This window comes from Pontibacter sp. LHS1 (assembly GCF_058932855.1).
In genome coordinates, this window is record NZ_JBZYWF010000011.1 from 59,880 (window position 1) to 83,167 (window position 23,288).

At 50.8% G+C, this 23,288-nt stretch carries 21 protein-coding genes; 2 read left to right on the forward strand and 19 right to left on the reverse strand.

What is annotated here, in order from left to right; all coding sequences use genetic code 11:
- Nucleotides 1-20 precede the first annotated feature (20 nt).
- The 6 genes from AC5FXQ_RS17875 to AC5FXQ_RS17900 form a co-directional block, all read right to left on the reverse strand.
- On the reverse strand, nt 21-956 hold the full coding sequence (locus AC5FXQ_RS17875; protein ID WP_493603777.1) for a DnaJ C-terminal domain-containing protein: 936 nt from the start codon (nt 954-956) through the stop codon (nt 21-23).
- Between the two features lie 127 nt (nt 957-1,083).
- Nucleotides 1,084-1,689 carry a YqaE/Pmp3 family membrane protein gene (locus AC5FXQ_RS17880; protein ID WP_493603778.1) on the reverse strand — a complete coding sequence of 202 codons (606 nt, stop codon included), beginning with the start codon at nt 1,687-1,689 and terminating at the stop codon, nt 1,084-1,086.
- 142 nt (nt 1,690-1,831) lie between these two features.
- Nucleotides 1,832-2,557, reverse strand: coding sequence for an N-formylglutamate amidohydrolase (locus AC5FXQ_RS17885; RefSeq protein ID WP_493603779.1), 726 nt, complete (start codon nt 2,555-2,557; stop codon nt 1,832-1,834).
- Nucleotides 2,551-3,807, reverse strand: coding sequence for a carboxylate-amine ligase (locus tag AC5FXQ_RS17890; protein ID WP_493603780.1), 1,257 nt, complete (start codon nt 3,805-3,807; stop codon nt 2,551-2,553). The genes AC5FXQ_RS17885 and AC5FXQ_RS17890 overlap by 7 nt, the downstream gene beginning before the upstream one ends.
- Nucleotides 3,797-5,275 carry a RimK family ATP-grasp domain-containing protein gene (locus tag AC5FXQ_RS17895; protein ID WP_493603781.1) on the reverse strand — a complete coding sequence of 493 codons (1,479 nt, stop codon included), beginning with the start codon at nt 5,273-5,275 and terminating at the stop codon, nt 3,797-3,799. The genes AC5FXQ_RS17890 and AC5FXQ_RS17895 overlap by 11 nt, the downstream gene beginning before the upstream one ends.
- Nucleotides 5,276-5,278: 3 nt before the next feature.
- A complete protein-coding gene (locus AC5FXQ_RS17900; RefSeq protein ID WP_493603782.1) occupies nt 5,279-6,001 on the reverse strand; it encodes a peptidase-C39 like family protein in 723 nt (240 codons plus the stop codon).
- Nucleotides 6,002-6,200: 199 nt separating this feature from the next.
- On the opposite strand from AC5FXQ_RS17900, the gene AC5FXQ_RS17905 reads away from it, so the two are divergent.
- Complete coding sequence (locus AC5FXQ_RS17905; RefSeq protein WP_493603783.1) at nt 6,201-6,887, forward strand: MCP four helix bundle domain-containing protein; 687 nt, start codon at nt 6,201-6,203, stop codon at nt 6,885-6,887.
- A 54-nt stretch (nt 6,888-6,941) separates the two neighbouring features.
- Here the strand turns inward: AC5FXQ_RS17905 and argH are convergent, their stop codons facing one another.
- From argH to AC5FXQ_RS17945, 8 genes are all read right to left on the reverse strand, one after another.
- On the reverse strand, nt 6,942-8,273 hold the full coding sequence (argH, locus tag AC5FXQ_RS17910) for an argininosuccinate lyase (RefSeq protein ID WP_493603784.1): 1,332 nt from the start codon (nt 8,271-8,273) through the stop codon (nt 6,942-6,944).
- A gap of 125 nt (nt 8,274-8,398) precedes the next feature.
- On the reverse strand, nt 8,399-9,463 hold the full coding sequence (locus AC5FXQ_RS17915; protein ID WP_493603785.1) for a M20 family metallo-hydrolase: 1,065 nt from the start codon (nt 9,461-9,463) through the stop codon (nt 8,399-8,401).
- Complete coding sequence (gene argB / locus AC5FXQ_RS17920; RefSeq protein ID WP_493603786.1) at nt 9,456-10,253, reverse strand: acetylglutamate kinase; 798 nt, start codon at nt 10,251-10,253, stop codon at nt 9,456-9,458. The genes AC5FXQ_RS17915 and argB overlap by 8 nt, the downstream gene beginning before the upstream one ends.
- A 42-nt stretch (nt 10,254-10,295) precedes the next feature.
- Nucleotides 10,296-11,252 (reverse strand): Rossmann-fold NAD(P)-binding domain-containing protein, encoded by a 957-nt coding sequence (locus tag AC5FXQ_RS17925; protein WP_493603787.1) that lies wholly within the window; start codon nt 11,250-11,252, stop codon nt 10,296-10,298.
- Complete coding sequence (locus AC5FXQ_RS17930) at nt 11,252-12,400, reverse strand: aspartate aminotransferase family protein (protein ID WP_493603788.1); 1,149 nt, start codon at nt 12,398-12,400, stop codon at nt 11,252-11,254. The genes AC5FXQ_RS17925 and AC5FXQ_RS17930 overlap by 1 nt, the downstream gene beginning before the upstream one ends.
- 286 nt (nt 12,401-12,686) lie before the next feature.
- Nucleotides 12,687-13,688 carry an N-acetyl-gamma-glutamyl-phosphate reductase gene (gene argC / locus AC5FXQ_RS17935; RefSeq protein WP_493603789.1) on the reverse strand — a complete coding sequence of 334 codons (1,002 nt, stop codon included), beginning with the start codon at nt 13,686-13,688 and terminating at the stop codon, nt 12,687-12,689.
- Nucleotides 13,688-14,884: an argininosuccinate synthase gene (argG, locus tag AC5FXQ_RS17940; RefSeq protein WP_493603790.1), complete on the reverse strand. Its 1,197-nt coding sequence runs from the start codon at nt 14,882-14,884 to the stop codon at nt 13,688-13,690. The genes argC and argG overlap by 1 nt, the downstream gene beginning before the upstream one ends.
- A 7-nt stretch (nt 14,885-14,891) precedes the next feature.
- On the reverse strand, nt 14,892-15,560 hold the full coding sequence (locus AC5FXQ_RS17945; protein ID WP_076421777.1) for an N-acetyltransferase: 669 nt from the start codon (nt 15,558-15,560) through the stop codon (nt 14,892-14,894).
- 551 nt (nt 15,561-16,111) lie between these two features.
- Between AC5FXQ_RS17945 and AC5FXQ_RS17950 the strand changes: the two genes are divergently transcribed.
- On the forward strand, nt 16,112-16,390 hold the full coding sequence (locus AC5FXQ_RS17950) for a hypothetical protein (protein ID WP_493603791.1): 279 nt from the start codon (nt 16,112-16,114) through the stop codon (nt 16,388-16,390).
- A 1-nt stretch (nt 16,391) separates the two neighbouring features.
- On the opposite strand, the gene AC5FXQ_RS17955 is transcribed toward AC5FXQ_RS17950, so the two are convergent.
- The 5 genes from AC5FXQ_RS17955 to AC5FXQ_RS17975 form a co-directional block, all read right to left on the reverse strand.
- Complete coding sequence (locus AC5FXQ_RS17955; RefSeq protein ID WP_493603792.1) at nt 16,392-17,639, reverse strand: aspartyl protease family protein; 1,248 nt, start codon at nt 17,637-17,639, stop codon at nt 16,392-16,394.
- A 237-nt stretch (nt 17,640-17,876) separates the two neighbouring features.
- Nucleotides 17,877-20,513 (reverse strand): DUF5686 and carboxypeptidase regulatory-like domain-containing protein, encoded by a 2,637-nt coding sequence (locus AC5FXQ_RS17960; protein WP_493603793.1) that lies wholly within the window; start codon nt 20,511-20,513, stop codon nt 17,877-17,879.
- Between the two features lie 194 nt (nt 20,514-20,707).
- Complete coding sequence (locus tag AC5FXQ_RS17965) at nt 20,708-21,448, reverse strand: acetolactate decarboxylase (protein ID WP_493603794.1); 741 nt, start codon at nt 21,446-21,448, stop codon at nt 20,708-20,710.
- A gap of 105 nt (nt 21,449-21,553) precedes the next feature.
- The gene (locus AC5FXQ_RS17970) at nt 21,554-23,026 is read right to left on the reverse strand and encodes a S41 family peptidase (RefSeq protein WP_493603795.1); all 1,473 of its coding nucleotides are present in this window, start codon (nt 23,024-23,026) and stop codon (nt 21,554-21,556) included.
- A gap of 29 nt (nt 23,027-23,055) precedes the next feature.
- On the reverse strand, nt 23,056-23,283 hold the full coding sequence (locus AC5FXQ_RS17975; RefSeq protein ID WP_493603796.1) for a hypothetical protein: 228 nt from the start codon (nt 23,281-23,283) through the stop codon (nt 23,056-23,058).
- Nucleotides 23,284-23,288: the final 5 nt, after the last annotated feature.

Here is a 23,288-nt window from a genome sequence, read left to right on the forward strand (position 1 = left end):
TTAATGGTGTTCTCTTTCTGTTATACGCTGGCAGTCTTACGTTGATGCAGTTCTCTAAGCCGTTCCATCAGGCTCCGCTCCTCTTCTGTGAGATGCACAGGTAGCTGTACTTCTATTTTTACGTACAGATCGCCGTACTGGTCTGCTTTCCCATAGATAGGCATTCCTTTTCCCCGCAAGCGAAGCGTTTTTCCGTTTTGTGTGCCGGCTGGTATTTTGAGTTTTATTTTACCGGTCAGCGTATTGGCCTGCACCTCTCCCCCCAATATGGCCGTGTACATGTCGAGATTCAGTTTGGTATGCAGATCATCTCCCTGACGCTCAAAGCCAGGCAAAGGCTGCACCTGTACGCGTATATACAGATCGCCGGCTACGCCCCCAGCCACAGCTGGCCCACCTTTCCCCTTAATCCGAAGCACCTGCCCGTCAGAAACTCCGGGCTTGGTCGTAATCCGCAATTGCTGGCCGTTGACAGTCAGTAGACGGGAGGTGCCGCTGTAGGCTTCCTGCATCGTAATAAGCATCTCGGCTTCGTAGTCCTGCCCTTTAGGTGCTCGTCTGCCTGAGCGAAAACCACCTCCCTGCTGCGAGAACCCACCGCCAAAGAACTGCTCGAAGAAATCGGAAAAGCCGCTGCCACCCCCGAACATATCGCCCATGTCGCCTTCGTAATAGGTGCCGCCATAGCCACCACCAGGCTGCCTCTGGTACTGCCCGCCCTGCTGCTGGAAGTGACGCCAGTTAGCGCCCAGCTCGTCATACTGCTTCCGCTTCTGTTCGTCTCCCAACACTTCATAGGCCTCACTGATGTCCTTGAATTTCTCTTCGGCAGCTTTGTCGCCTTTGGTTTTGTCCGGGTGATATTTTTTGGCTAAAGCACGGTAGGCCTTTTTGATATCGGCCTGTGAGGCAGATTTTTCTACGCCCAGTATTTTGTAATAGTCCTTGTATTCCATGCTTGTAAAGGTATAAAGGTCAGCTACAGGTATAAAACGCAAACCTGCACAGGGGGTTAAGCAGGTATAAAACAAAAAGCACCACCCCGGGAGGCAGTGCTTTTGATCGATGAGGAATTCGTTGCGTTTAGATGGTATCTGTCACGACGAGAAGTGCGTAGATCACACCCGGAATCCAGAAGAGCAGCGTCAGAATAAGGCTGATCCAGAACTGTGTGCCCAGACCAACGTGCAGGAACACGGCCAATGGTGGAAGCAGTACAGCCAGAATGATCTTGATGATGCTTACACCGCCACCACGACGGTCCTGCTTCAGGGCTTCGCGCACCTCCTTCTTAAACTCTTTCTTCTCCGCCTTGGTCATGTTGGCCAAACGCTCTTTCGCCATCGCCAGCGCTTCGGCCTCAGTTACTGTTATCTCTTCTACAGAAGCCGGGGCAATCGGAGCTACCTTAGGTGCTGGTGCAACAGGAACAGCAGGTATAGCAGCACTAGCCTCCAGTACAGGTTCCTCCACTGCTTTGTTAGTGGCCTTTTCTTCTACTGCAGCCATGGCTACTTCGCTCAGCGTTATTTCAGGGGCTACCTCCTGCTGTGGTGCAGGCTTCTTCATGTCGTGGTAAGGAGCCTGCTTGTGGCCGGCAAACTCGTAGTACTTGGCTGAGCTACAGGCAAACATCAATTGCGCGGCTACCAGAACAAATACCAGATTAAGTAAACTTTTGATCTTCATAGTTTTAGGTTTTTAAAGTATTAAAATTAAAAAGACTGATCCCTGGCTAAGGGTGTATACTACAGAAAGAGATAGTGCTATGGTTATATGCAAAACTCTTCATATATAACATACAGTACTGTATTACAGGTTATTTTGTTCTCTAAATAGCATTCTCAGATAACAGGGCTCTGTTTCGGAGCACTACTTCCTGCAGAGTGGCGGCCAGCATAGCCTGAATTTCCTGCCAGCGGGCACCCCCTTGTTGCGGGAATTTCTGGTTCACTTCGAGTTCAATGCCCACATATTCATCAGCCGTGAACTTGCGACGCAGGTAGGTTGGGAAACCATCGGATATGCCCAGGTATGGGTAGTTGAAACGCACCAGCAGTTCTTTGTCGGCTTTGTTCAGCGCGGCTTTCCACTCTTTGCTGTAGGCCTGCTCGTGCTTCCGCTTGGGGTCATAGAGTAGACCAATGTCAGCCTGCCGCTCCTCGCCATCCAGCACCGGCGTGAAGGTATGAACCGCTACATGCAGTATACGCCGCCCTGCCGATACAAAATCAGCTACCATCTGCTCCACCTGCTCCCGGTATGGCTTGTAGTGTTTCTCAAGTAATCGCTCCTTCTCAGCTGGTGGCAGCACTTGCGTGAAATCAGAGAAGAGCCTGGCATGGTGCAGCGAACGGTTCAGTTCTACCAGCAGCCTGCTTGTTTCAGAATAGAAACTCACATCCGCCACTGGTTTCAGCGTATGGAATAGTTCCAGGGCACCGATGTCGTAGCCCTGGTGCGTTTTCAGTACTTCCTCCTGCCCCTGGAAGAGTGGTGTGTAGGCAGTAGGTATAAAATTCCCTCCGTGTTCGCAGGTAAGCAGTAGTCTCAGCATGGTTTTTCAGGTATAAACACGCTGCCCTGCTGCAGGCAACGGGCAAGGCTTAGGTATACGCGATGAAAGTCCTCCTCGCCTGGATCCTGACCCAGCGCTTCCACAATGCGCTTAGAGAGGCAGCCGCGTGACAAGATCACATTCAGGGCATGGGCTACATGGGGTTGTTCTTCCAGGTTGAGGGTTTCGGCCACAATGTGCTTCCACAGTTCGCCTACGGTACAATTATCTTCGCAATCGAAGCCAAAGCAGTCGATGAAGTCGCGGTCATTGATCACAGCTTCCTGTCCGCTGCGCACCACCTGCAGGAAGAGGTCAGAGAGCCGGTTTTCATCCCATTGCTTCAGTTTGTCTATACCTACCCAGCGCTCCCCTACCAGTGCCTGTATGGCCGCTACGACAGCTTGCAGCACGGCCAGGTCAGCCACCGGACTCTCCTGTATATCAATAATGCGAATCTCAATGGCATTGCGGTCGAAGCGGGCAATGGCACCGCGTGAGTTCAGGAACTCTTCCTGCAGCACACCCTCCGGATCGTGAGGTGCGACAGCCGCATACATGCGGTTCAGGATCTGCTCCCGGTAATCCTTTTGCGTGAACACAGCCTCGGGCACCACCTTGCCGGCAATGGCCGGAATCTTATCCTGGTTGTGGCGGTATACCTCCAGACGGGTATCCAGCAGACCGGACAGCTTGCCATCGAGCACAGGTGAGGAAGCAGCCAGAGCAGGTATAAGCGGCAGCACCATCCGGATGGCGGCATGCAGCTTTCCAAACTCTTCATCGTTGCCAAAAGGCAGGTTCAGGTGGGTGCTTTGCAAGTTGGCCCAACCGTGCCCACGACAGTCAAAAATGAGGTTATAAGCTTCGTACACGGCATTGTGCTCGTGCGGCCACAGTTTGGTTTCTTTGAAGGGATCCATCAGGGGGTGTGCACCTGTGGGCAGTAGCATGGCGTTGTGCTTTTCCAGCAGCTGATTTATCTTTTTCACATGCTCCTGAAAGTCGTTTTCCAGGCCGATCAAGGTATGGACAGGGGACTGCGTTTTCAGCTCCACCACGTGCAGCACCAGTTCATTAGACCAAGCCATTTTGCCGAACTCCACATCCGACACGTAGGCACCCACCTGGTCGTATATCAGCTGATCTGTGATAGGCCGTACCTGCAATGTGTCCCGGTCAACGATCATGTATTCCATCTCCACGCCATAGCCTTCAAACAGGTGCAGCGTCGCGGTTTTAGTACTCATCTGTTCTAACGTTCTTGTTGTCATCTATGCGTTTCTTTATGGATTTAAGGATAGCGGTATAAAGTTCTTTTTTTAAGATCTGGTCCTCACAGCCGGCATCAATGCTTGGGTTGTCGTTCACTTCAATCACATAGGCCTTGCCGTCTATCTCCTTTATATCCACCCCATACAGCCCATTGCCGATCAGGTTCGCAGCTTTGATGGCCGTGTGCAACACCACAAAGGGTACCTCTTCAAATGGCACCGTTTCGTGATCGCCCTCTGTGTCGTTTTTCTTCTTGCCGTTCCAGTTGTAGATCTGCCAGTGCCCCTTGGCCATGTAGTACTTGCAGGCATAAAGCGGCTGCTTGTCCATGATCCCGATGCGCCAGTCAAAGTCGGTCGGTGTAAACTCCTGCCCGATGATCAGTTCTGAGTCCACGAGCATTACATCCAGCTCGCGCTGCAGACCTGCACTGTCTTTGGCCTTTACGACACCCTGCGAAAAAGAGCTGTCCGGCTTCTTCAGCACACAGGGTATACCGAGTTCCTGCTCTACAAGTTCGCGGTTATCTTTGTGGATGATCATGGTTTTGGGAATAGGCACTTTGGCTTTGGTCAGCAACTCCGCCAGGTATACCTTATTGGTACAGCGCAGAATGGAAATCGGGTCGTCGATCACCACCAAGCCGTCAGCATAGGCTTTACGGGCAAACTTATAGGTATGATGGTTGACAGAAGTCGTTTCGCGGATAAAGAGCGCATCAAACTCTGGCAGCCTGCGGTAATCATCTTTGGTGATCATCTCCACATAAAAGCCCATTCCTTCACCGGCCTCTACAAAGTGCTGAAGTGCCTTTTTGTTTGAGGGAGGCTCCTTTTCATCCGGGTCAACCAGGATAGCCAGGTCATAGATTTTGTTGCGGCCGATTTTGGCGCCTGAAAAGCGGTGCCGTGCAAAGTAAGATTTGGCAAAACGCAGCAGGTAGCGCCAGTGGTGCTCCGGCACATCGTTGATAGGTATAGCCGAGATGCTCTGCAGTACCCATTCATCTTTGTAGACAAACTGCGCCCGTAGCAGCGGCGCCTGAAACAGGTCATGTAAATGCTTGCAAAGCTTCTCATATTTCTTGGCCACGTTCTGCCCGAAGTAAATGCTCAGGGTAAAGGACTTCGACCGCAGACTTCCCAGCGTTTTCTGGATCAGCTCATTTAGCTCCACGGTAATGGCCCGCACAATGGTCGGGCTCTTGAGGTCCTGCATGGTGGCTACGCTTGGGATGGGTTTATGCCCCCTGGCTTCAGCCAGAAGCGATACGTAGTAACCGGCGCTCTGGTACCTGTAAGAGCGGCACAGGTTAAAAATACGGGCGTTTTTTATATCAGTATAGGCGGTATCTGTCAGGTAAGTTTGCACATCCACTACTTCCACGTCTTCAATCGCCACATCCCAGTCTTTGGGATAATCCACAACTACTATTTTTCGCATGGTTTATTCGTCGATAGGTTCAGATTTTGCGGGCTGTATGGCCAGCAGGTTGGCATCGTAGGTAGCCATGCCCAACATGATGGAGTTGAGCAGGTGTGAAGCCTTCACCTCGTAATAATTATTTTGAAAGAATGGATTCTCCTGGTAAGGGTCCGCCACCACAATGTGTTTCTGATCTTCTGCAAACCCGCAAAGCACCACGAAGTGCCCCATCGGGTAACCACGCACATCATCGTAGATCGAGTTGCCATTTTCGTCGCTGAACTCACGGGCGCTCTGGTAGAGGTAGGTCGCACTGAGCCCTGTCAATAGCGGAATGTCCCGTTCAAAATACTCTTTTAAAAGACCTTTGGTCAGGTCGGTGCAGCGCAGCTCACCACCCCGCTGCAGAAAATCAATGTAAGCCAGGGTAGCCCGCCTGAACTTGGTGCCTTTCTTGAAAGCTAGCTGCTCCTCCAGTTTGGCTATGATTTCTTTATTGCTGAGCTGAAACCAGGTAGGGTCGAATATGTGCAGGTTATAGGTATAGATGCGGGCCCGGTAGCCACGCTCCAGGGCATGACAGGCCAGCAGCACCTCCAGCGTTCCGCCTTCGTCCAGATACGGCACTTCTTTGATCACCTCGCTCAGTGAGATAGGATCTTTGAAATAGCGATAAACCGCATGCAAACTGGTAGGTCCGCAAGTGGAATCGTCAGGTTGCGTATGGATCTTGATCGGTATCACAGGCAGCTTCTTTTGCGTTGCACTTTGTATCAGTGTGCCTGTTATACGCGGACCATGAAAGAAGTTATCTGTATTTTAGAAAGAAGAATTAACAATATGCCGCAAGTTCAGCACAATTATTGCGTGTAATAATAATGCGTTTAGCTGGTGAATCTAAGCCATAAAACGTATATTGTCTTTTACCTAAACCTTATTTGTTATGAACTGGGCCTATCGGATAACAAAACGTGATAAAGTAGCATTTGCGCTGGGTTCAGTGTTTGCTATTATCATACTGGCTAACTGGTTTGCCAGTTACAGCATCGGTCGTGTGAGCAATCAGTTCCGAGAAGTATACCAAGATCGCCTGGTGCCTTCGCTGGTTATATCGGATGTGATGGAACGCTACTATCAGAACCGACTGACGCTTGAAGATCACATCCTGTCCACCGCTGCATCAGAGCAGGACAGCCTGCATCAGTTGGTGCTGGCAAATACCGAAGAGATTGAGTCCTTGATTGACCAATTTGAAAGCACATACCTGATCGAGCGCGAAAGCGCAGGACTGGCTACCTATAAGAAAGAATTTAAAAAGCTCGTGGCTGTGCAGGATCGTATTTTGCAGCTAAGCAGCGCAGGCGATAAGGCCAAAGCTGAAAACCTGTACCGCACCGAAGGCCACCAGGCCTTTCTGCATCTGCTGGAGCCATTACATGAACTGATTGCACTACAGGGAGAAGTTGGAAAAGAGCTGTACCAGTCGGCTGACAGACAAGTTAAAACACTGAAAGTGCTCTCATACCTGGTGATCGGCATGTCGGTGTTTATCGCCCTGCTGGTCGCTACGCTGCTACAGGCTACCCGTAAATTGAAAAACATCAAGCCCCAGAATTATCACTGGAATTAATAAAGACCGGAGCCGCTTAATTAAGAGTCAGGGTATAACTACCTGACCACTCTGTTACTTTACCAGTTCGCTGATGGCCTTGTTTGCTCTATCAAAACTGAAGTCAGCTATGGCCTGGTCCATCAGGGCGGCAATTTCGCTGTTGCACAGGTTGCCGATACTTCCTTCGTGGGTATGGCTCACTGCCTCAGGAACAGAAAAAGTACCCGCGTCAATTCGCTCTCCCACCACCTTATACGCATCCCGGAAAGGCATACCTGCCAGCACTTCCGCATTCACAGCATCAACACTGAAGGCATATTTATATTTCTCTTCTTCCATGATCTGATCAGGCACCTGCAGCTGCGGCAGCATGAAAGTCATCATTTGCAGGCAATCTTTCAATTCCGTAATGGAAGGGAAGAGTGATTCCTTGAGTAGCTGTAGCTCCCGGTGATAACCGGAAGGCAGGTTAATGAGCAGCATGGAGATTTCAGTCGGCAGCGCCTGCAGCTTGTTGCACTTGCCACGCATGATCTCAAACACGTCCGGGTTCTTTTTGTGCGGCATGATGCTGGAGCCAGTCGTGAGGTTATCTGGCAGACTAACGAAAGCAAAATTCTGGCTCATGTACAGGCACAGGTCCATGGCCATGCGCGCCAGTGTGGCTGCCACCGAAGCAATGGCTGTACTCACTACCCGTTCTGTTTTACCACGCCCCATCTGCGCATACACCACATTGTAGTTCATGGTGCTGAAACCTAGCAGATCAGTTGTCATTTGCCGGTTGAGCGGGAACGAAGAACCATACCCGGCTGCAGAGCCCAGCGGGTTTTTATCGGTAATTTTATAGGCCGCCTGCAGCAAAAGCACATCGTCCACCAGACTCTCGGCATAGGCACCGAACCAAAGTCCAAAAGAAGATGGCATAGCCACCTGCAGGTGGGTATAGCCAGGCAAAAGCTTGTCTTTGTGCCGCTCACTCTGCTCCTGCATTACATCAAACAACGCTTTTACTTCCTGCACCAGTTGCTGTAGTTCGTAGCGCAGGTATAGCTTGAGATCAACGAGCACCTGGTCGTTGCGTGAACGGCCGCTGTGGATCTTCTTACCGGCTTCACCCAGCCTGCGGGTCAGCTCCAGCTCTACCTGCGAGTGAATGTCTTCCACTCCCGGCTCAATCTCAAAATCACCTGCCACAATGCGATGGTAAATATTTTTCATCTCCTGCTGCAAAGCATCCAAATCATCCTTCTCCAGCAAGCCTACCTGCTCCAGCATACGCGTGTGCGCCAAAGAGCCCAGTACATCAAAAGCGGCCAGCTGCATGTCAAATTCCGGGTCACGCCCAACTGTAAACTGCTCGATCTCTTTTTTGACGTCGGTGTTCTTTTGCCAGAGTTTCATGGGGTTATTTCTAAATTAGTGAATAATTTTTGTCATTTCGAATGTAATGCGAAATCTGGATAAGGTCCGGTTCGTAATTGATCCAGATCTCTCCTAACGTTGAGATGACAACAACCTGTTTACAATTATTTAACTACCTTTTCAAGTATATTGATGTAAAGCGCTATACCTTCTTCTATCTCATGCAGGTAGATAAACTCGTCCGCCATGTGTGAACGGGCAGAGTCACCTGGGCCAAGTTTGAGAGAGGGTATAGACAGCAGGGCCTGGTCAGATGTTGTGGGCGAACCATAGGTGCTGCGGTTGAGAGCTATACCTGCCTGTACCAGTGGGTGCTCCATCGGTATAGACGAGGGCTTCAACCGCATGGAACGGGGTGCCACCTCGGCTCTTATGTTCAGACGAATCACCTCCAGCACCTCCTCCATGCTATAGGCATCTGTCAGACGCACATCGACTGTAAACCTGCACTTGTCTGGCACCACGTTATGCTGCGTGCCCGCCTCTATTATGGTTACTGACATCTTCACCGGTCCCAGATGCTCCGACACTTTAGGAAAACGATAGGTCTGAAACCAGGTGATATCCGGGAGCGCCTCGTATATTGCATTTAAACCTTCTTCGCGGGCGGCATGGCCGGAACGACCGGCAGCTACACAGTCCAGCACCAGCAAACCTTTTTCAGCCACAGCCAACTGCATCTGGGTCGGCTCACCGACTATAGCTGCTTCCAACTCGCCCAGTTCCGGCAGCACCAGCTCCAGACCATTTCGGCCAGAAACCTCTTCCTCGGCAGTAGCGGCGTATACGAGGTTATACCTAAGCCCTTCCTGCGCATGGAAATGCAGAAAGGTAGCCAGGAGCGACACGAGGCAGCCACCGGCATCATTGCTTCCCAGGCCGTACAATTTCCCATCTTCTACAGTAGCTGCAAAAGGGTCGCGGGTATAGCCGGTGTTCGGCTTAACGGTATCGTGGTGTGAGTTGAGCAGCAGCGTAGGCAAGGCCGGATTGAAATGCTTGTTAATGGCCCACACATTGTTGAGCTTCCGGTGCACCTCCACTCCCCTTGCCTCCAGGAAAACAGCGATCGTATCAGCTGTTCTGTCTTCTTCGCGGCTGAAAGAAGGTATAGCGATCAGCTGCTGCAATAGGTCCAGTGTCTGTGGGTAAAGGTTCTTCTTATCCATGTTGCAGTGCTATAGTCGTGCCTGTATATCCTTCGGCTGTAGCCAGCGATGGAAGCGCCTCCGCCTCCCCGATCAGTACCGCACTGACGCCATGTCGCAGGGCTGCAAAAGCGTTGTCGAGTTTCGGGATCATCCCGTCTTTTACCACACCCTCCGCCTTCAGGCTGCTATACCTGTGCTGATCAATGTGTGGAATCACGGCATTATCATCTTCGGCATCAGCCAGCACACCCTTTTTCTCGAAACAGTAGACCAGTTTCACCTCATAATGCGGAGCCAGTGCCGTAGCCAGCACAGAGGCAATGGTATCGGCATTGGTATTGAGCAGACTGCCTTGTCCGTCATGGGTGAGCGGGGCAAAAACCGGTGTAAGTCCTGCCTGCAAGAGCGCCTGAATTACAGTAGCGTTTATCCTTTCTGGACCTGCTACATCACCTGCAAAGCCATAATCTACCGTCTTTACTGGTCGCTTGGTGGCAGGTATGGCGTTGGCGTCAGCACCGGTCATTCCGATGGCATTGCAGCCCAAGGCCTGCAGTTGCGCTACTACATTCTTGTTGATCAGGCCGGCGTAAACCATCGTCACCAGCTTGAGTGTATCAGCGTCGGTCAGGCGGCGACCCTCTACGTAAGCTGGCTCTATGCCGAGCTGCAGCCCAATAGTAGAAGCAATTTTGCCGCCGCCGTGCACCAGTAGTTTCGGACCGGGCAGCTGCGCGAAATCAATCAAAAAACGCTGCAGCCGCGCCGGGTTGTCCAAAACATTTCCGCCTATTTTAATTATGTACATGTCAGATTAATGAGTGAATGAGTGACTAAGTGAATGAGTGATTTAATTACTCATTCTCTCCAGCATCCGCTTCAGCACAGCCTGCGCTGCATAGAGCCTGTTGTTTGCCTGCTCGATCACCAGGGAGTTCGGGCCGTCCAACACTTCGTGGCTGAGCTCCAGACCGCGGCGAACCGGCAGACAGTGCATTACTTTGGCGTTGTTGGTCAAAGTCAGCTTATCATTCGTGATCATCCAGCCTTCGCCGTCTGTCAGCACTCTGCCATATTGCTCATAGCTAGACCAGTTCTTCACATATACAAAATCAGCATCCTGCAGCGCCTCGTCCTGGTTGTGCAGCACCTGAGCGCCTTTGGTAAACTCTTCGGCCAGATCGTAGCCTTCCGGATTTGTGATGAAAAACTCCACATCCGCCTGCTGCATCCACTCGGCAAAAGAGTTGGCTACACAATGCGGGATCGGCTTGATGTGTGGTGCCCAGCTCAGCACAACTTTCGGGCGCCTGCCAGCAGGAGACTGCTCTTTGATGGTCACCAAATCGGCCAGGCTTTGCAGCGGGTGGCGTGTGGCCGACTCCAGACTCACAATTGGTACTCCGGTCAACTCGATGAATTTGTTCAGCAAGTCCTCGCTATAATCTTCCTCTCTGTCCTGCAGCTTTGGGAAAGAGCGGATGCCGATGATATCGCAGTACTGCCCCATCACAGCGGCTGCTTCCCGAATGTGCTCTACCGTGGTGCCGTCCATGATCACACCATCGCGGGTTTCGAGCGCCCAGCCTTCTTTGTCGAGGTTCATGACCATTACGTTCATGCCCAGATTCAAGCCAGCCTTCTGTGTGCTCAAACGGGTGCGCAGACTTGGATTCATAAAGATCAAACCGAGCGTTTTGTCTTGCCCGAGTGCTTTATGCGCGTAAGGCGATTTTTTCAGATCTAGTGCTTCGTTCACCAGGGCGGCTACATCCTGCACATCGTGTACGGAAGTAAATTGCTTCATCAGGCAGTTACTTTTTTACTAAGGATAACAGAAAATGCTTTCAGGAATTGGTCTGCTTCGGCTTTGCTGATGGTCAGGGCCGGCAACAACCGGAGCGTGTTCTTATTCGAAGAACTGCCCGTGAAGATGCCGAACTCGTTGAGCAGCATCTTGCGTATACCTGCACAAGGCTCATACAGCTCAATGCCAATCATCAAGCCCAGCGCACGTACTTCTTTCACGCCCGGCATCCCTTCCAGTTTCTCACGGAGGTAGTGTCCCATGATGGTGGCATTCTCTAACAGGTTTTCATTTTCCATCACCTCCAGCACGGCAAGAGAAGCTGCACATGCCAGGTAGTTGCCACCGAATGTGGTACCGAGCATACCATGGCGCGCCTCAATCTCCGGGCTGATCAACACGCCGCCTACCGGAAAACCATTGCCCATGCCTTTAGCCACCGTGATCAGATCAGGTTTAATGCCTGCATGCTGGTGCGCAAAGAATTTGCCGGAGCGACCATAGCCCGATTGTACTTCATCCAAAATCAGCAGCGCGCCCACCTGCTTACAGCCAGCTTCCAATGCTTTTAGAAAATCCACACTTGGGATGTTTACCCCTCCTACACCCTGTATACCTTCCACTATCACAGCAGCCAGTGCCTGCCCATGCTCCTGCAGCGCCTGCTCAAAAGCAGCCACATCGTTAAATGACAGGAAGATGATGTTTTCGGTCTGGTTGATTGGCGCCACGATGGTCGGGTCGTCAGTAACAGCTACAGCGGCAGAGGTGCGGCCATGGAAGGAGCTGGTGAAGGATATGACCTTTTTACGACCTGTCTGGAAAGAAGCCAGTTTCAGGGCGTTCTCGTTGGCTTCGGCACCGGAGTTACACAGGAACAGACTGTAGTCTCCGTAGCCGCTGAGCTTGCCCAGCTTTTCGGCCAGTTCCTGCTGCAACGGCATCTGTACTGCATTGGAGTAAAAACCGATGTCATAAAGCTGACGGGCAATGCGCTTGAGGTAGTGTGGGTGAGAATGACCAATAGAGATCACGGCGTGGCCGCCGTAGAGGTCAAGGTATTTGCGGCCTTCCTTGTCCCAAACGGACAGACCGGCTGCTCTTACTGGTTCAATATCGAAGAGCGGGTAAACATCAAAGAGGTTCATGGCTATGGAATTAGATGTAAGAGGTTAGAAAATAGATGTAGAACAGTGTTCTTGGGTATGTGAGCATTTTGTTGATTGTTAATTGCTGATTGTTAATTGTTTAACCTGCATTTATGGCCTTTAGCCCTCGCTCGCGTCCCGCGAGTGTGAGCTATATGGCGGACTTCCCGAAGGTATTCGGGATTTGCAACTGGCCGCTTCTTTGTCCCTGTCGGCACAAGTGGCGGGACGCCACTGGGTAGCTCACACTCGCCAGAGGCGAGCGAGGGCGCGGTATTTAATTATCTCAAAAAGCTGCAGCCTTCAACTTCAGTCCGGTTTTCTCCTCCAGCCCGAAAACCAGGTTCATATTCTGAACAGCCTGTCCAGCGGCTCCTTTCAGCAGGTTGTCGATCAGGCTGGTGATCACGAGCATGTCGCCGTGCTTTTGAAGGTATAGCACACATTTGTTTGTATTCACCACTTGTTTCAGGTCCGGGTTCTGGTCTGTCATGATGGTGAATGGATGACCTTCATAGTAACCTTTATACAATTCCTGCGCCTCTTCCAGCGACAGATCTGCTTGCAGGTAGGCCGTGATGAAGATGCCTCTAGCAAATGGTCCACGATAAGGTATAAAATGGATCTCGGGCTGGCTTTCCGGCTGCAGGCTCAGCAGACTGCGCTTGATCTCACGCAAATGCTGGTGCTCCATCACTTTGTAAGTCGAGATGTTTTCGGTGCGCCAGCTGAAATGTGAGGTAGCGCTCAGGCTCTGACCTGCACCCGTCGAGCCTGTGATGCCACTTACATGCACGTCAGAAGTCAACAGGTTTTGCTGGGCCAAAGGCAATAGCGCCAGCTGTATACCTGTGGCGAAGCAGCCCGGGTTGGCAATGTACTGCGCCTCCTTAACGCGCTCGCGCTGCAGCTCCGGCAATCCATACACAAATCTTCTGTCATTAACCTCAACAGTGGCCGTGTCTGTACCTTCGTTCCAGCGAAAATCCTGGCTCAGGTCGATGATCCTGGTCTCAGCAGGCACTTCATTTTCAGCCAGAAACTTAGCAGCCTCCCCATGGCCGGCGCACAAAAAGAGCACATCCACAGGTATAGCCGCATCAGCTGAAAACTCCAGCTCCGTTTCGCCCAGCAGATCTGGATGAGCGGTATAAACCGGCTTACCTGCCTGGCTACGACTCTGCACAAAAACCAGCTCTACGTTCGGATGCAGCAGGAGCAAACGTAGCAGCTCGCCACCAGCGTAGCCCGCCCCGCCTACTATACCTGCTTTTATCGTAGCTGCCATTATAGTTCGGTGTTGTTGATCTTATGGTACATCATGGCCTGGTTGCCGAATATCTTCGAGAAGCCTTTCACATCTTCACCTGACCAGGCATTGTTCATTTCGCCGTAGCTGCCGAACTTCGACGACATCAGGTCGTGCTCCGACTCGATGCCTTCCACCTGGAAGCGGTAAGGCGCCAGTAGCACGTGTACCTTGCCGGTAACATTCTCCTGTGTTTCCTGCAGGAAAGTCTCGATGTTGCGCATGGACGGGTCGATAAACTGCCCCTCGTGCAACCAGTTGCCGTACCAGGTCGCCAGTTGGTCTTTCCAGTAAAGCTGCCATTTGGTAAGCACATGCTTCTCCAGGGTATGATGCGCCTTGATGATCACCATCGGAGCGGCTGCTTCGAAGCCCACGCGGCCTTTGATACCAATGATCGTATCGCCCACATGGATGTCGCGGCCAATGGCGAAAGGACCGGCTATACCTTGCAGTGCCTGAATCGCCTGCACCGGGCTTTCATATACCTGGTCGTTTATACCTACGAGCTCGCCTTTTTCAAAATGCAACGTCACGCGCTCAGGCTGCTCTTTGGTCAGTTGTGTTGGGTAAGCAGATTCAGGAAGTGGCTGGTGCGAGGTCAGGGTTTCTTTGCCGCCCACGGAGGTGCCCCAGATGCCTTTGTTGATCGAGTACTGCGCCTTTACGAAGTCGTATTCCACGCCGTGCTGCTTCAGGTATTCAATTTCCTCATCACGGGACAGCTTCATGTCACGGATTGGCGTGATGATTTCGATCTCCGGAATCATCACATGAAAAATCATGTCGAAGCGCACCTGGTCGTTGCCTGCGCCGGTACTGCCGTGGGCCACGTAGTCGGCTCCCAGGGCTTTGGCGTGACGGGCAATGGCCATGGCCTGCGTCACACGCTCAGCACTTACCGACAGCGGATAGGTATTGTTTTTCAGCACGTTCCCGAAGATCAGGTACTTGATGCAACTCTGGTAGTAGTACTCGGTTTCATCCAGATTCGTGTGCTCCGTTACGCCCAAATCATAGGCGCGCTGCTCGGTTTGCTGCAGTTCCTCTTCTGTAAAACCGCCGGTGTTCACCAGCACTGAGTGTACTTCCAGGTCCTTTTCCTCTTTCAGGTATTTTACACAGTATGAGGTATCCAGACCGCCACTGAAGGCCAAAACAACTTTCTTTTTCATGCTATCTTTAAATGCTTGTCGGATTAATGTTTGGATTTGCGTGGCCCTGCGCAAAGGTGCCGTAGCCCACAGGTATAGCCGGCTCGTCTATCGGAGTCAGAATCTGCAGCTGCTCCCGGGCAATCGGCTTCTGCTCACGGGCCGGATCATAGAGCATGGCGGTGCAGAGGCAATTGCTGCGGTTCTTCATCATGAGGATATCATAATTCACGCAGCTTTTGCAGCCGTTCCAGAAAGCATCGTCATCCGTCAGCTCGGAGTAGGTAACCGGGCGATAACCCAGATCGGAGTTGATCTTCATCACGGCCAGACCGGTGGTCAGACCAAAGATCTTGGCATCCGGGTACTTGGTGCGTGACAGCTCAAATATCTTCTGCTTGATCAGTTTGGCCAGTCCGCTTTTGCGCAGTTCCGGCGATACAATCAGGCCCGAATTGGCCACATACTTGCCATGGCTCCAGGTTTCGATGTAGCAGAAACCTGCCCACACGCCGTTCATATCCAGGGCGATCACTGCTTTGCCTTCCAGCATTTTCTGGGCGATGTACTCGGGTGTGCGCTTGGCTATACCTGTACCTCTGGCCTTGGCAGACGCCTCCATTTCATCGCAGATCTGAGCAGCGTAGCCGGTGTGTTGCGCATCGGCAACAGTAATGATAAAAGGTGATGGATTCATTATAGAAATTATATACCCCGGCTATGGCTGCGCATAACCAGCTGATACAGAACTAAAACAATAAGAAACAATGCTGTGGACAGGTTATGCAGCTACGCATACCCTCGTCAGGCAACATGTTATCACAAAAAGAAATGGGGAAGAATGACCACCACGTGAGCAGTCGGGAAGCACGTCGGCCTAGGGCCTGTAGCGGACCACGGCGTTAATGGCCCTCAAAACTATCCTGGCAGACAGGATAGAAAAAGACGCACCCTTCGGAGAAAGGTGATTTACCATCGCTGATGATAAAGTCGGCTTTTTTTTCATTTTAAAAATTCAGTTCGATCTGTTAAACAGGCCTCTGCCTGTTATGGAAAGCAAAGGTTTTGAAATAATATCGAATTAAACAACAAAGAGTTGTAGTTTATTGTAAAATTTACACAATCAGGCAAAATGTTACAACATTTACCTGCCTTACCTTTGAAATTAAAGCTTAAAACCGGTTTAATCAATCATCTGCCAGGTGACGGCACCTGTGGAAAGGCGGGTTTTGTGTATCTTGCGGCACCATGAAAAATCTGTCTTTAAGTGTCATCATCGGCATCCTTTTCTCTGCTATTGGCACTGCCTCCCTTTTCCTGACCCGTGACCCGCTCATGGCCGCCATCTGGCTCAGCTTCGGAAACGGACTTATCTTGTCGAATCTGCGCTTCAGCAGACCTGATGCGGCCGGCAATATGGTAGCAGCGCCTGTCCCTAAGGTTCGGTTCTATGTAGGCATTGCTCTTATCATCATGGCTGTTGTTCTTCTGGGGGTGCAGGTATACACGGATATGCAGCAGGCTTAAATCAGATCCTGCTCTGCAAGACCATCTCTACGTTGACTAATTTAGAGTCGCGCTTCAGCCTCATTCTCAGCTTGCGACCAGGCTTGCTGTCAAAGAGTTCGAGCAGTTCATCCAGTGCCAGCTCCTTGCAATCGCGGCCGTTGATGTTGATGAGCTGGTCACCGGGCAGCAGCCCGCTTTCCTTGGCTGGGGAGTCGTCAATCACATGCGACACAATGTAAAAGTTAGCACCCGGCAAGGGTGTGCTAATCTCGAAGCCTGTCATGTTGTAGTAGAACGGATCGCTGTACTTGCGGTTAGGAACGAGTATCATGCGCTCGTGCGGGTAGTCAAAAATTACCGTAAAGCGTTTCAGAATATCAGAGCCCAGGTTGCCGTTTCGGTTCGCCAGGTTAAGCGCTGCTTTGATCGACTCCTCGTCCGGAAAGGAAGCAGGCAAATCCTGCAACTCATACTTGCCAAGCGAAAAACTATTGATCCGCCCGATCTTACCGTTAATGTCGCCGCTCAATCCACGCCCCAGGTAGGCCTCCATCACTTTAGGCGGCAACTGCAGGCGATCATTAGTAGGCAGGTAGAGCGACACGGAGTGACTTGCCCCCGTATCGATCACCAGTTTCACTTTGATCGAGTCGCCGTTGTGCTGCCGCACTCCTGCCTCCACATAGGCCTTGGTGTTTTCGATGTGGAGCGGGTATACTTCTCCTTTTTTCGGTATTTTGAGCTTGATATCGGGTCTGTAAAGCGTTAGTGTTTTGCTGCTGTAATTGATCTTGACAATAAAATTGCGGAAGATATCATACCCGATGATGCCGTGTATGGACATTCCCATGCGGGTCGACAGGTTGAAAACATCTTCCATCAGCACATACACCTCGTGGTTCACACCCATTATGCCGGGCATGCGCATGAAGTTTCCTTTTGAGTAAAGCGCTTCTATCTCGTGCCCGGTGCCTAGCCCCTGTATTGTAATACGACCGGTTTCGTTCAGGCTGAGCGAATCAGAGTAATGCAGACGGGTAATCAGTGTATTTTTCACACCGGAGTCCAGTATGAAGTTGAGCTGCTGAGAATCGTTGATCTGCACCGGGATGATGATCAGATTGTGGACCAGCTTGAAAGGAATGGTGATGCTCTTGCGCTTCGATGTAAAGTAAACCGTATCACTCGCAAATGCCTGCCCTATTGCTTCGGAAAACAACAGACAGAAGCAAAGACAAAGCAGGATGAAGCGGGAAAACCTTGTCATGATAAAATCTACATAAGACACAGACAATCAGTCTTATTAGTATACGTAGATTTTAGCACAAGATGGCAAGGATACTGAATATTATTGTTTTAGTGCAACATGACGCAGATTTTTCTTTCCTGAAAGCACTTTTACAAGGCAGATCGTAACAGAGAAGCGCTGTTATAGCTGTAGGTGACATGTGGTGTTAGCTTCACTTTACAGGTATAGCCAGTGCTTCCGCTCCTGTCACCATCCTTAATTCTGATTAAACTTCAAAAGCGTGGCTATACCTATCCTGAAGCCCATCTCCTGGAAGCTGCGATCATTGAAAGAAGCAGCCGTTTCGATGCGGAACACCCGGAACACATTATCCAGCGAATAGCCTACTTCGTAGTAGTGCGGCGAGTGCTGCGTTTTGAGGTAGTTGAAGAAGATGTTCTCTTTTATACCTGTGAAACGCACCTCCGGTATCTGAGTCAGCAGGAACTTGCGGAACTGGTAGTGCGTGTGCGCCGAAAGGTAGCTGCCGTTGGTGCTGTACTGGTAGTAATCGAGCAGGCGGAAAGAACCGGCCGGCTTGAGACTGCTCAGGATGGTGCGGTTGCCGTCGAAGTGGTTGTAGTCCATAAAGTACATGCTCTTGCTGTTGAGGAACGTGCCCCCGCGCAGTTCAAACTCCAACTTGCCACGCACCCCGAACGCCAGTGCATGGTTGATGCCCAGCTGCACTTGGTCAAAATTCACGTCACTCCCCAACACGCCCGACACACCCTTGCGGTACATCAGCAACAGCTCCGGCGAGCGTTCCATGATCGGAATTTTGCGTCCGTTGTACAGACGGTAACGCTGCACCGGACGGTAGCTCACATTAGCCTGCAGCACCAGCGCCTCGTGCTTTGGAAACTCCGTGCTTTCCAGCTCGATATTGTCCGGTGTGCTAGGCGAAAAAGTTCTGTCAGTATCAGAGTAAAAGAAGCTACGGTCGGTGTTATTGTATAGTTGATTTCTTTGCGACCACTCCAGGTTGCCGCTCATCTTCAGCCATACTGAAGGCTTGTACTCAAAGCCGGTCTCCACAAAGCTCTTTTCGTAGATCTTCATGTAATTGCGGCGGAAAAGTAGCGTGCTGAGCGTGTTAATGTGTGGGTGGATCGGATTCTCGCTGTTGAACTGCTCCACAAACTGACCGCCCTCCAGGTATAGCAGGTGCGATTTGCCCTTTCTCCTTACCGTATGCGTCAGCCTTGTCTTGGCATAGAACGTTTCGCTGTCGAAGCCATAACGGAGCGTTGGTGCCACCTCAAAGCTGCGGCGCAAACTATCGTACTGGTGACGCAGCTTGCCGCTTAGGTTCACATTCCAGCCCTCCACGGTGTTATAGTACACATTGGTGAATGTCGGGTTGATGTTGAGACGTGTGCGCGGCGAAAGCCTGTACCCCCCACCCGTCACCATGTCCAGCGGCTTGAATTTCCGCTTCTTGATCACGTTGGTGGAATCCTTGCCTGTCAACTCAGCCGACCTGACCTGCGCCAGGGAGTCATCACGCTGATAGCCTCTGAGTTCCTTTTCACTCAGCGGCACCGGACGCACGGAGTCCCAGTAGGCGGAGTCGCGCTTGGTGGCCAGTTTGTCTACCGTATACCTGCGCTCCGACACCACTTCCGGATCTTTTCGCTCCTTCAATGCTTCCTTCTCCTGCTCCAAAATCAGCTGTCGGAACTGCTTACGGGTCAGCTTGTCCTGGTTAGCCAGTGCTTCCAGGTTAGGGTTCTTGTTGCTTGACTTAATAGCAGAGATTGCCTCCGGCACTTCCTCTACTTTCTCGTCGATGATCTCTTTTGGCGCCACCAGCTTTTTGTTAAGCACCACCTGGTAATCTGAGATGGAGGCCAGGTAGCGGAACTCTCCTCCGAAGCCCATCACTTTGCCTGAGAAATGAAACTGGTGCGTGGTCGGCATCCAAACAGTCGGGGCTACTTCAGCATAGTTTTGCTTCACCTTGATCGGGAAACCCATCATGCTGGTTTTGAGGTCGAGGCTGTGAATGGCCCAGTGGCCTTCGATGATGTAGATGTAGCCTTCAAACACATTATCCCCGCGGGAGCGTGGGGTTACTTTGATCTTGTTTACGTCGATGTTGCCTTCCTGAAAACTTCCCTCGTACTGAAACTTGTAATAGGCAAAAGCAGAACGTGACAGCGGCGACACCATCTCCACCACTTTGTCTTCATAGAAACTCGCACTCACAAACGACATCGGCGAAATGGTGCCCTTGTTGTTGCCTGAAGTTCGGATAGAGATCACCTTTTCCTCAAACTTATTGGGCTGCGCAAACTTGATCTCACTAACTGATTCCACGGTATAGGCTTCGTTCAGTTTCACTCCTTCTTCTTTGAGCTTGTTCTTCAGAAAGAAGGGGGCATTGGTCAGTTCGCCGGTACCTTTCACGTATACCTTCATCTTGTAACTGTCGTACTGCAGCAGGTGGTATTTCTTCTTGGCGATGGCCTTGCGCATGATGGTATAAGCCGGGTCCTCCCCTTTGCCTTTTACCTGCACCTCTTTCAGCGCGAAGGACTGCTCACCAAGCCGAAAGTCCCGCTGCACCCAATTATCCGTGATCTCGACCTGCACTTGCTGTGCTTCATAGCCAATGTATTTTACTACCACCGTGTGCTTTCCTGCCGGCAGCTTAATCTCAAAATCGCCATTGGCGTTACTCGAGGAGCCGTTGTTGAGGTTGGTGATGTAGACCGAGGCAAATGGCAGCGCCTCGCCCTCCTGGTTTTTGATGCTGCCGCGTATACCTTGGGCAGAAAGCGAAAGCTGTGACAGCAACAGTAAGAGGGTAAGCAAACAACACAGATAGGGCGTAATGTTAGTCTTCATAAAAAGGGCTAAAGGTAGAAGCAGCGTATAAAAGAATACCTACCGCAATATATAGTTAAGATGCAATTTAACCTCCATCAGTTGCATGTTATTCTGAAAAAATTGAGGAAACCCATAAAAAAACAGCTGCTATACCTGGTATTAGTGCTCAGGTATAGCAGCTGTTATGAAGACTTGTGTCGAAGAGTTTTGGTCTATTCTGCAGGCAGGTATAGCTTCAGGCTACCTGCTTTAAAGGCCACTTCATCCAGGTGACCCATTTTAGAGCGGTCTTTGGTGATCAGGTGCAGGTGCATGAAAGTGTCGTGATGGGTAAATACGGCTTTGTGTTCCGTCGAGAAAAAGCCCAGAATCTCTACCTGTTCATCAGCTAAGGTATAATTCACCTGTCCCTCGTGAGCCTCGTCGGGTGAGCTGACAGTAGAACCTGCCGGCAGGTTGACGATATGGATAATAGCCTGCTCTACCTCTCCGCTTATTTTAAATGCAAAAGGCCGTCTGCTTGTTTGCGTCTCGCTATCCAGGTATAGCTCCAGTTGCTGCAAGGTGCGAATGGAATCGGGTAGTGTTTGTTCGTTCCAGCCCGGCACATGGGTATAGACAAAAAAGGGAGCCTTGGCGGCGAAGGTCTCTTCTACCTGCATTGTCGTGTCGCTGGTCACCACCGATTTATAAGATCTGCCATCCAGGATCATCAGTTCACCAGCCAGGTACTCTACAGGCCCCAGCCCCACCAGGTGCTCTTTTTGTGAAATGGTATCCAGGTCGATCGTACCGGCCAGCTCTCCTTTCCACATCACGTTGCGCATGGCGCCTACTACCTGCACTTCCCCGGAGGCGGTGGCCGTTTGTTGAGCCGGATCGGAGGCACAGCTGCTCAGCAAAAGAGCAGACAACACCAGGCTGCCTGTAATAAGTTTAAATGGCTTCATCATTTGGATAGGTATAAGTAAATAGCAAGTTAATTAGAAAGCGAAGTTAAGTCTTGTCCTCTGGTTTATCTGTTGCCGCTGACTGGGTATCTTCATTGCCCGCCTATGCTATTCTTTTGATGGATTAGCGGTCTTTTTTGCGGATCCCTCTTTCTGTGCCTTGACCAACTGCCGCATGTGCTGAATACTAAACTCCAGTGCATCCACCTCTTCATCCAGGTATACATCCGGCGCAAAGCCATAGGGGTCTACCGGATTTTCGGCCACGTCTCTGGCCCTGAATGAGGAAGGGTACTTTAGATCGAAGCAACCGATGCGTTTTGTAAACTGGTGAAAACCGTCGACAACCCCTGCCGAGTTCTGGCCATAGAGCACCACCTTGTCACTCTGCTTCACCCGGTACACAAAGGTCTCTCCGGAGCTGCCGGTTTTCCCGTTTATCAGGACAGCTACTTTCTGATGCGGCGCGAAAAGCGTCTTGGGAGTGTGGGTAACGGCATAACTGCCATCACCTTCCCAAAAGATGGAGTCTTTAAAAGACATCATATACCTATACTCTGCCATCTGCTCCTCATCAAAATCAGCCGGATCTTTGCCCTCCAGCATCATGGCTATGTTCTCTTCAGACATCCAGATACCGTTGTTTGGAGTTTTGATAGGCCCGGACAGAATATAGGGAAAGGCTGGCCTATAAACAGCATCATAACCGCCCCCATTATCCCTTACATCTACAATGATAAAGTCAGCATTAATAAGCGCGTCGTGGTTGGCTTTGAGCAGACTGTCGACGAAGGCAGGCTTTCTTTCATAAAAATTAGGAAACCGGATGTATGGGATCTCACCATCGATCATCCGGAAATGAAACTCACTGTACAGGTTCTTTTCGTCTGCCGCACTTTCGCCTACGGCAGATTCCGGCCATACCTTGGTCCAGTTGTTAAAGTTCACAAGCTCCAGCGTGTGGGCATTAGCTAGCTTCGCTTTCAGTTTTTTGGCGCTGTGGTCGTCCATAAAGTGAACAGCAGTGTAGTCGTTGCCATAAACGTGCGACAGCCTGAACTTAACATCGCCCGGCTTCCAGCGACTGTTGGTGCTGCTGAGGAGCACGCCCACAAAGTCTTTATTATCGGTACTCTGAGGGTTCGGCATAATGGCTACCTCGTAACTGCCGTACTTCCAGATGCCCAGCAAATCGTTCTTTTTGTATTTCTTCTTCTTGTAGTCGGCTTGGTACTGCTTTCGGTCAAGTTCAATTCGCTCACTGCGGTTCTCTGTGCAGCTGGCACCGCTATACTCTATTCTGCTGTGCCCATCCCGAAAGAACGTCAGCCACTGCTGCAGAACGGGCAGGCAGTCCTCTATCTGCTGCACCTCGGCGGCCTTGTTGCGGTATACCCCGGTGTGCGCTTTGTAGATCTCCTGATTCTTATCAGTTACTTTCAGGCGAAATAGAGAGTAATTCTTTTCGTAATTCTGCACGGTTTGCTCAAAGGCATCGGCGCAGTTACAGTCTTGTGCCTGGGCAGGAAGGGCAAATAAAAGCAGGGCAGGCAGAGTGAATAACAGGTAAATTTGTTTCATAGATTTGTATGGCTGTCCATAGATGATGTTCAATTAAATATCCCACGAGCTTTAAACACTTCGTTCTTCTTTTTCTCAAACAGCTCCGCTATACTTTCATCATTCAACCCTGTCCATTTTCCGTTGTCATGCTTCTTAACTGGGTCGTATTGATATTTTTGATGGTAGAGCTTGTTGTCCTTTTCATACTTTGAAAGGTATAGCAATACATATTCGTAGTTCTCGAACTTAGGGCGACCGTAATGGCGTTTTTGCATGCAAA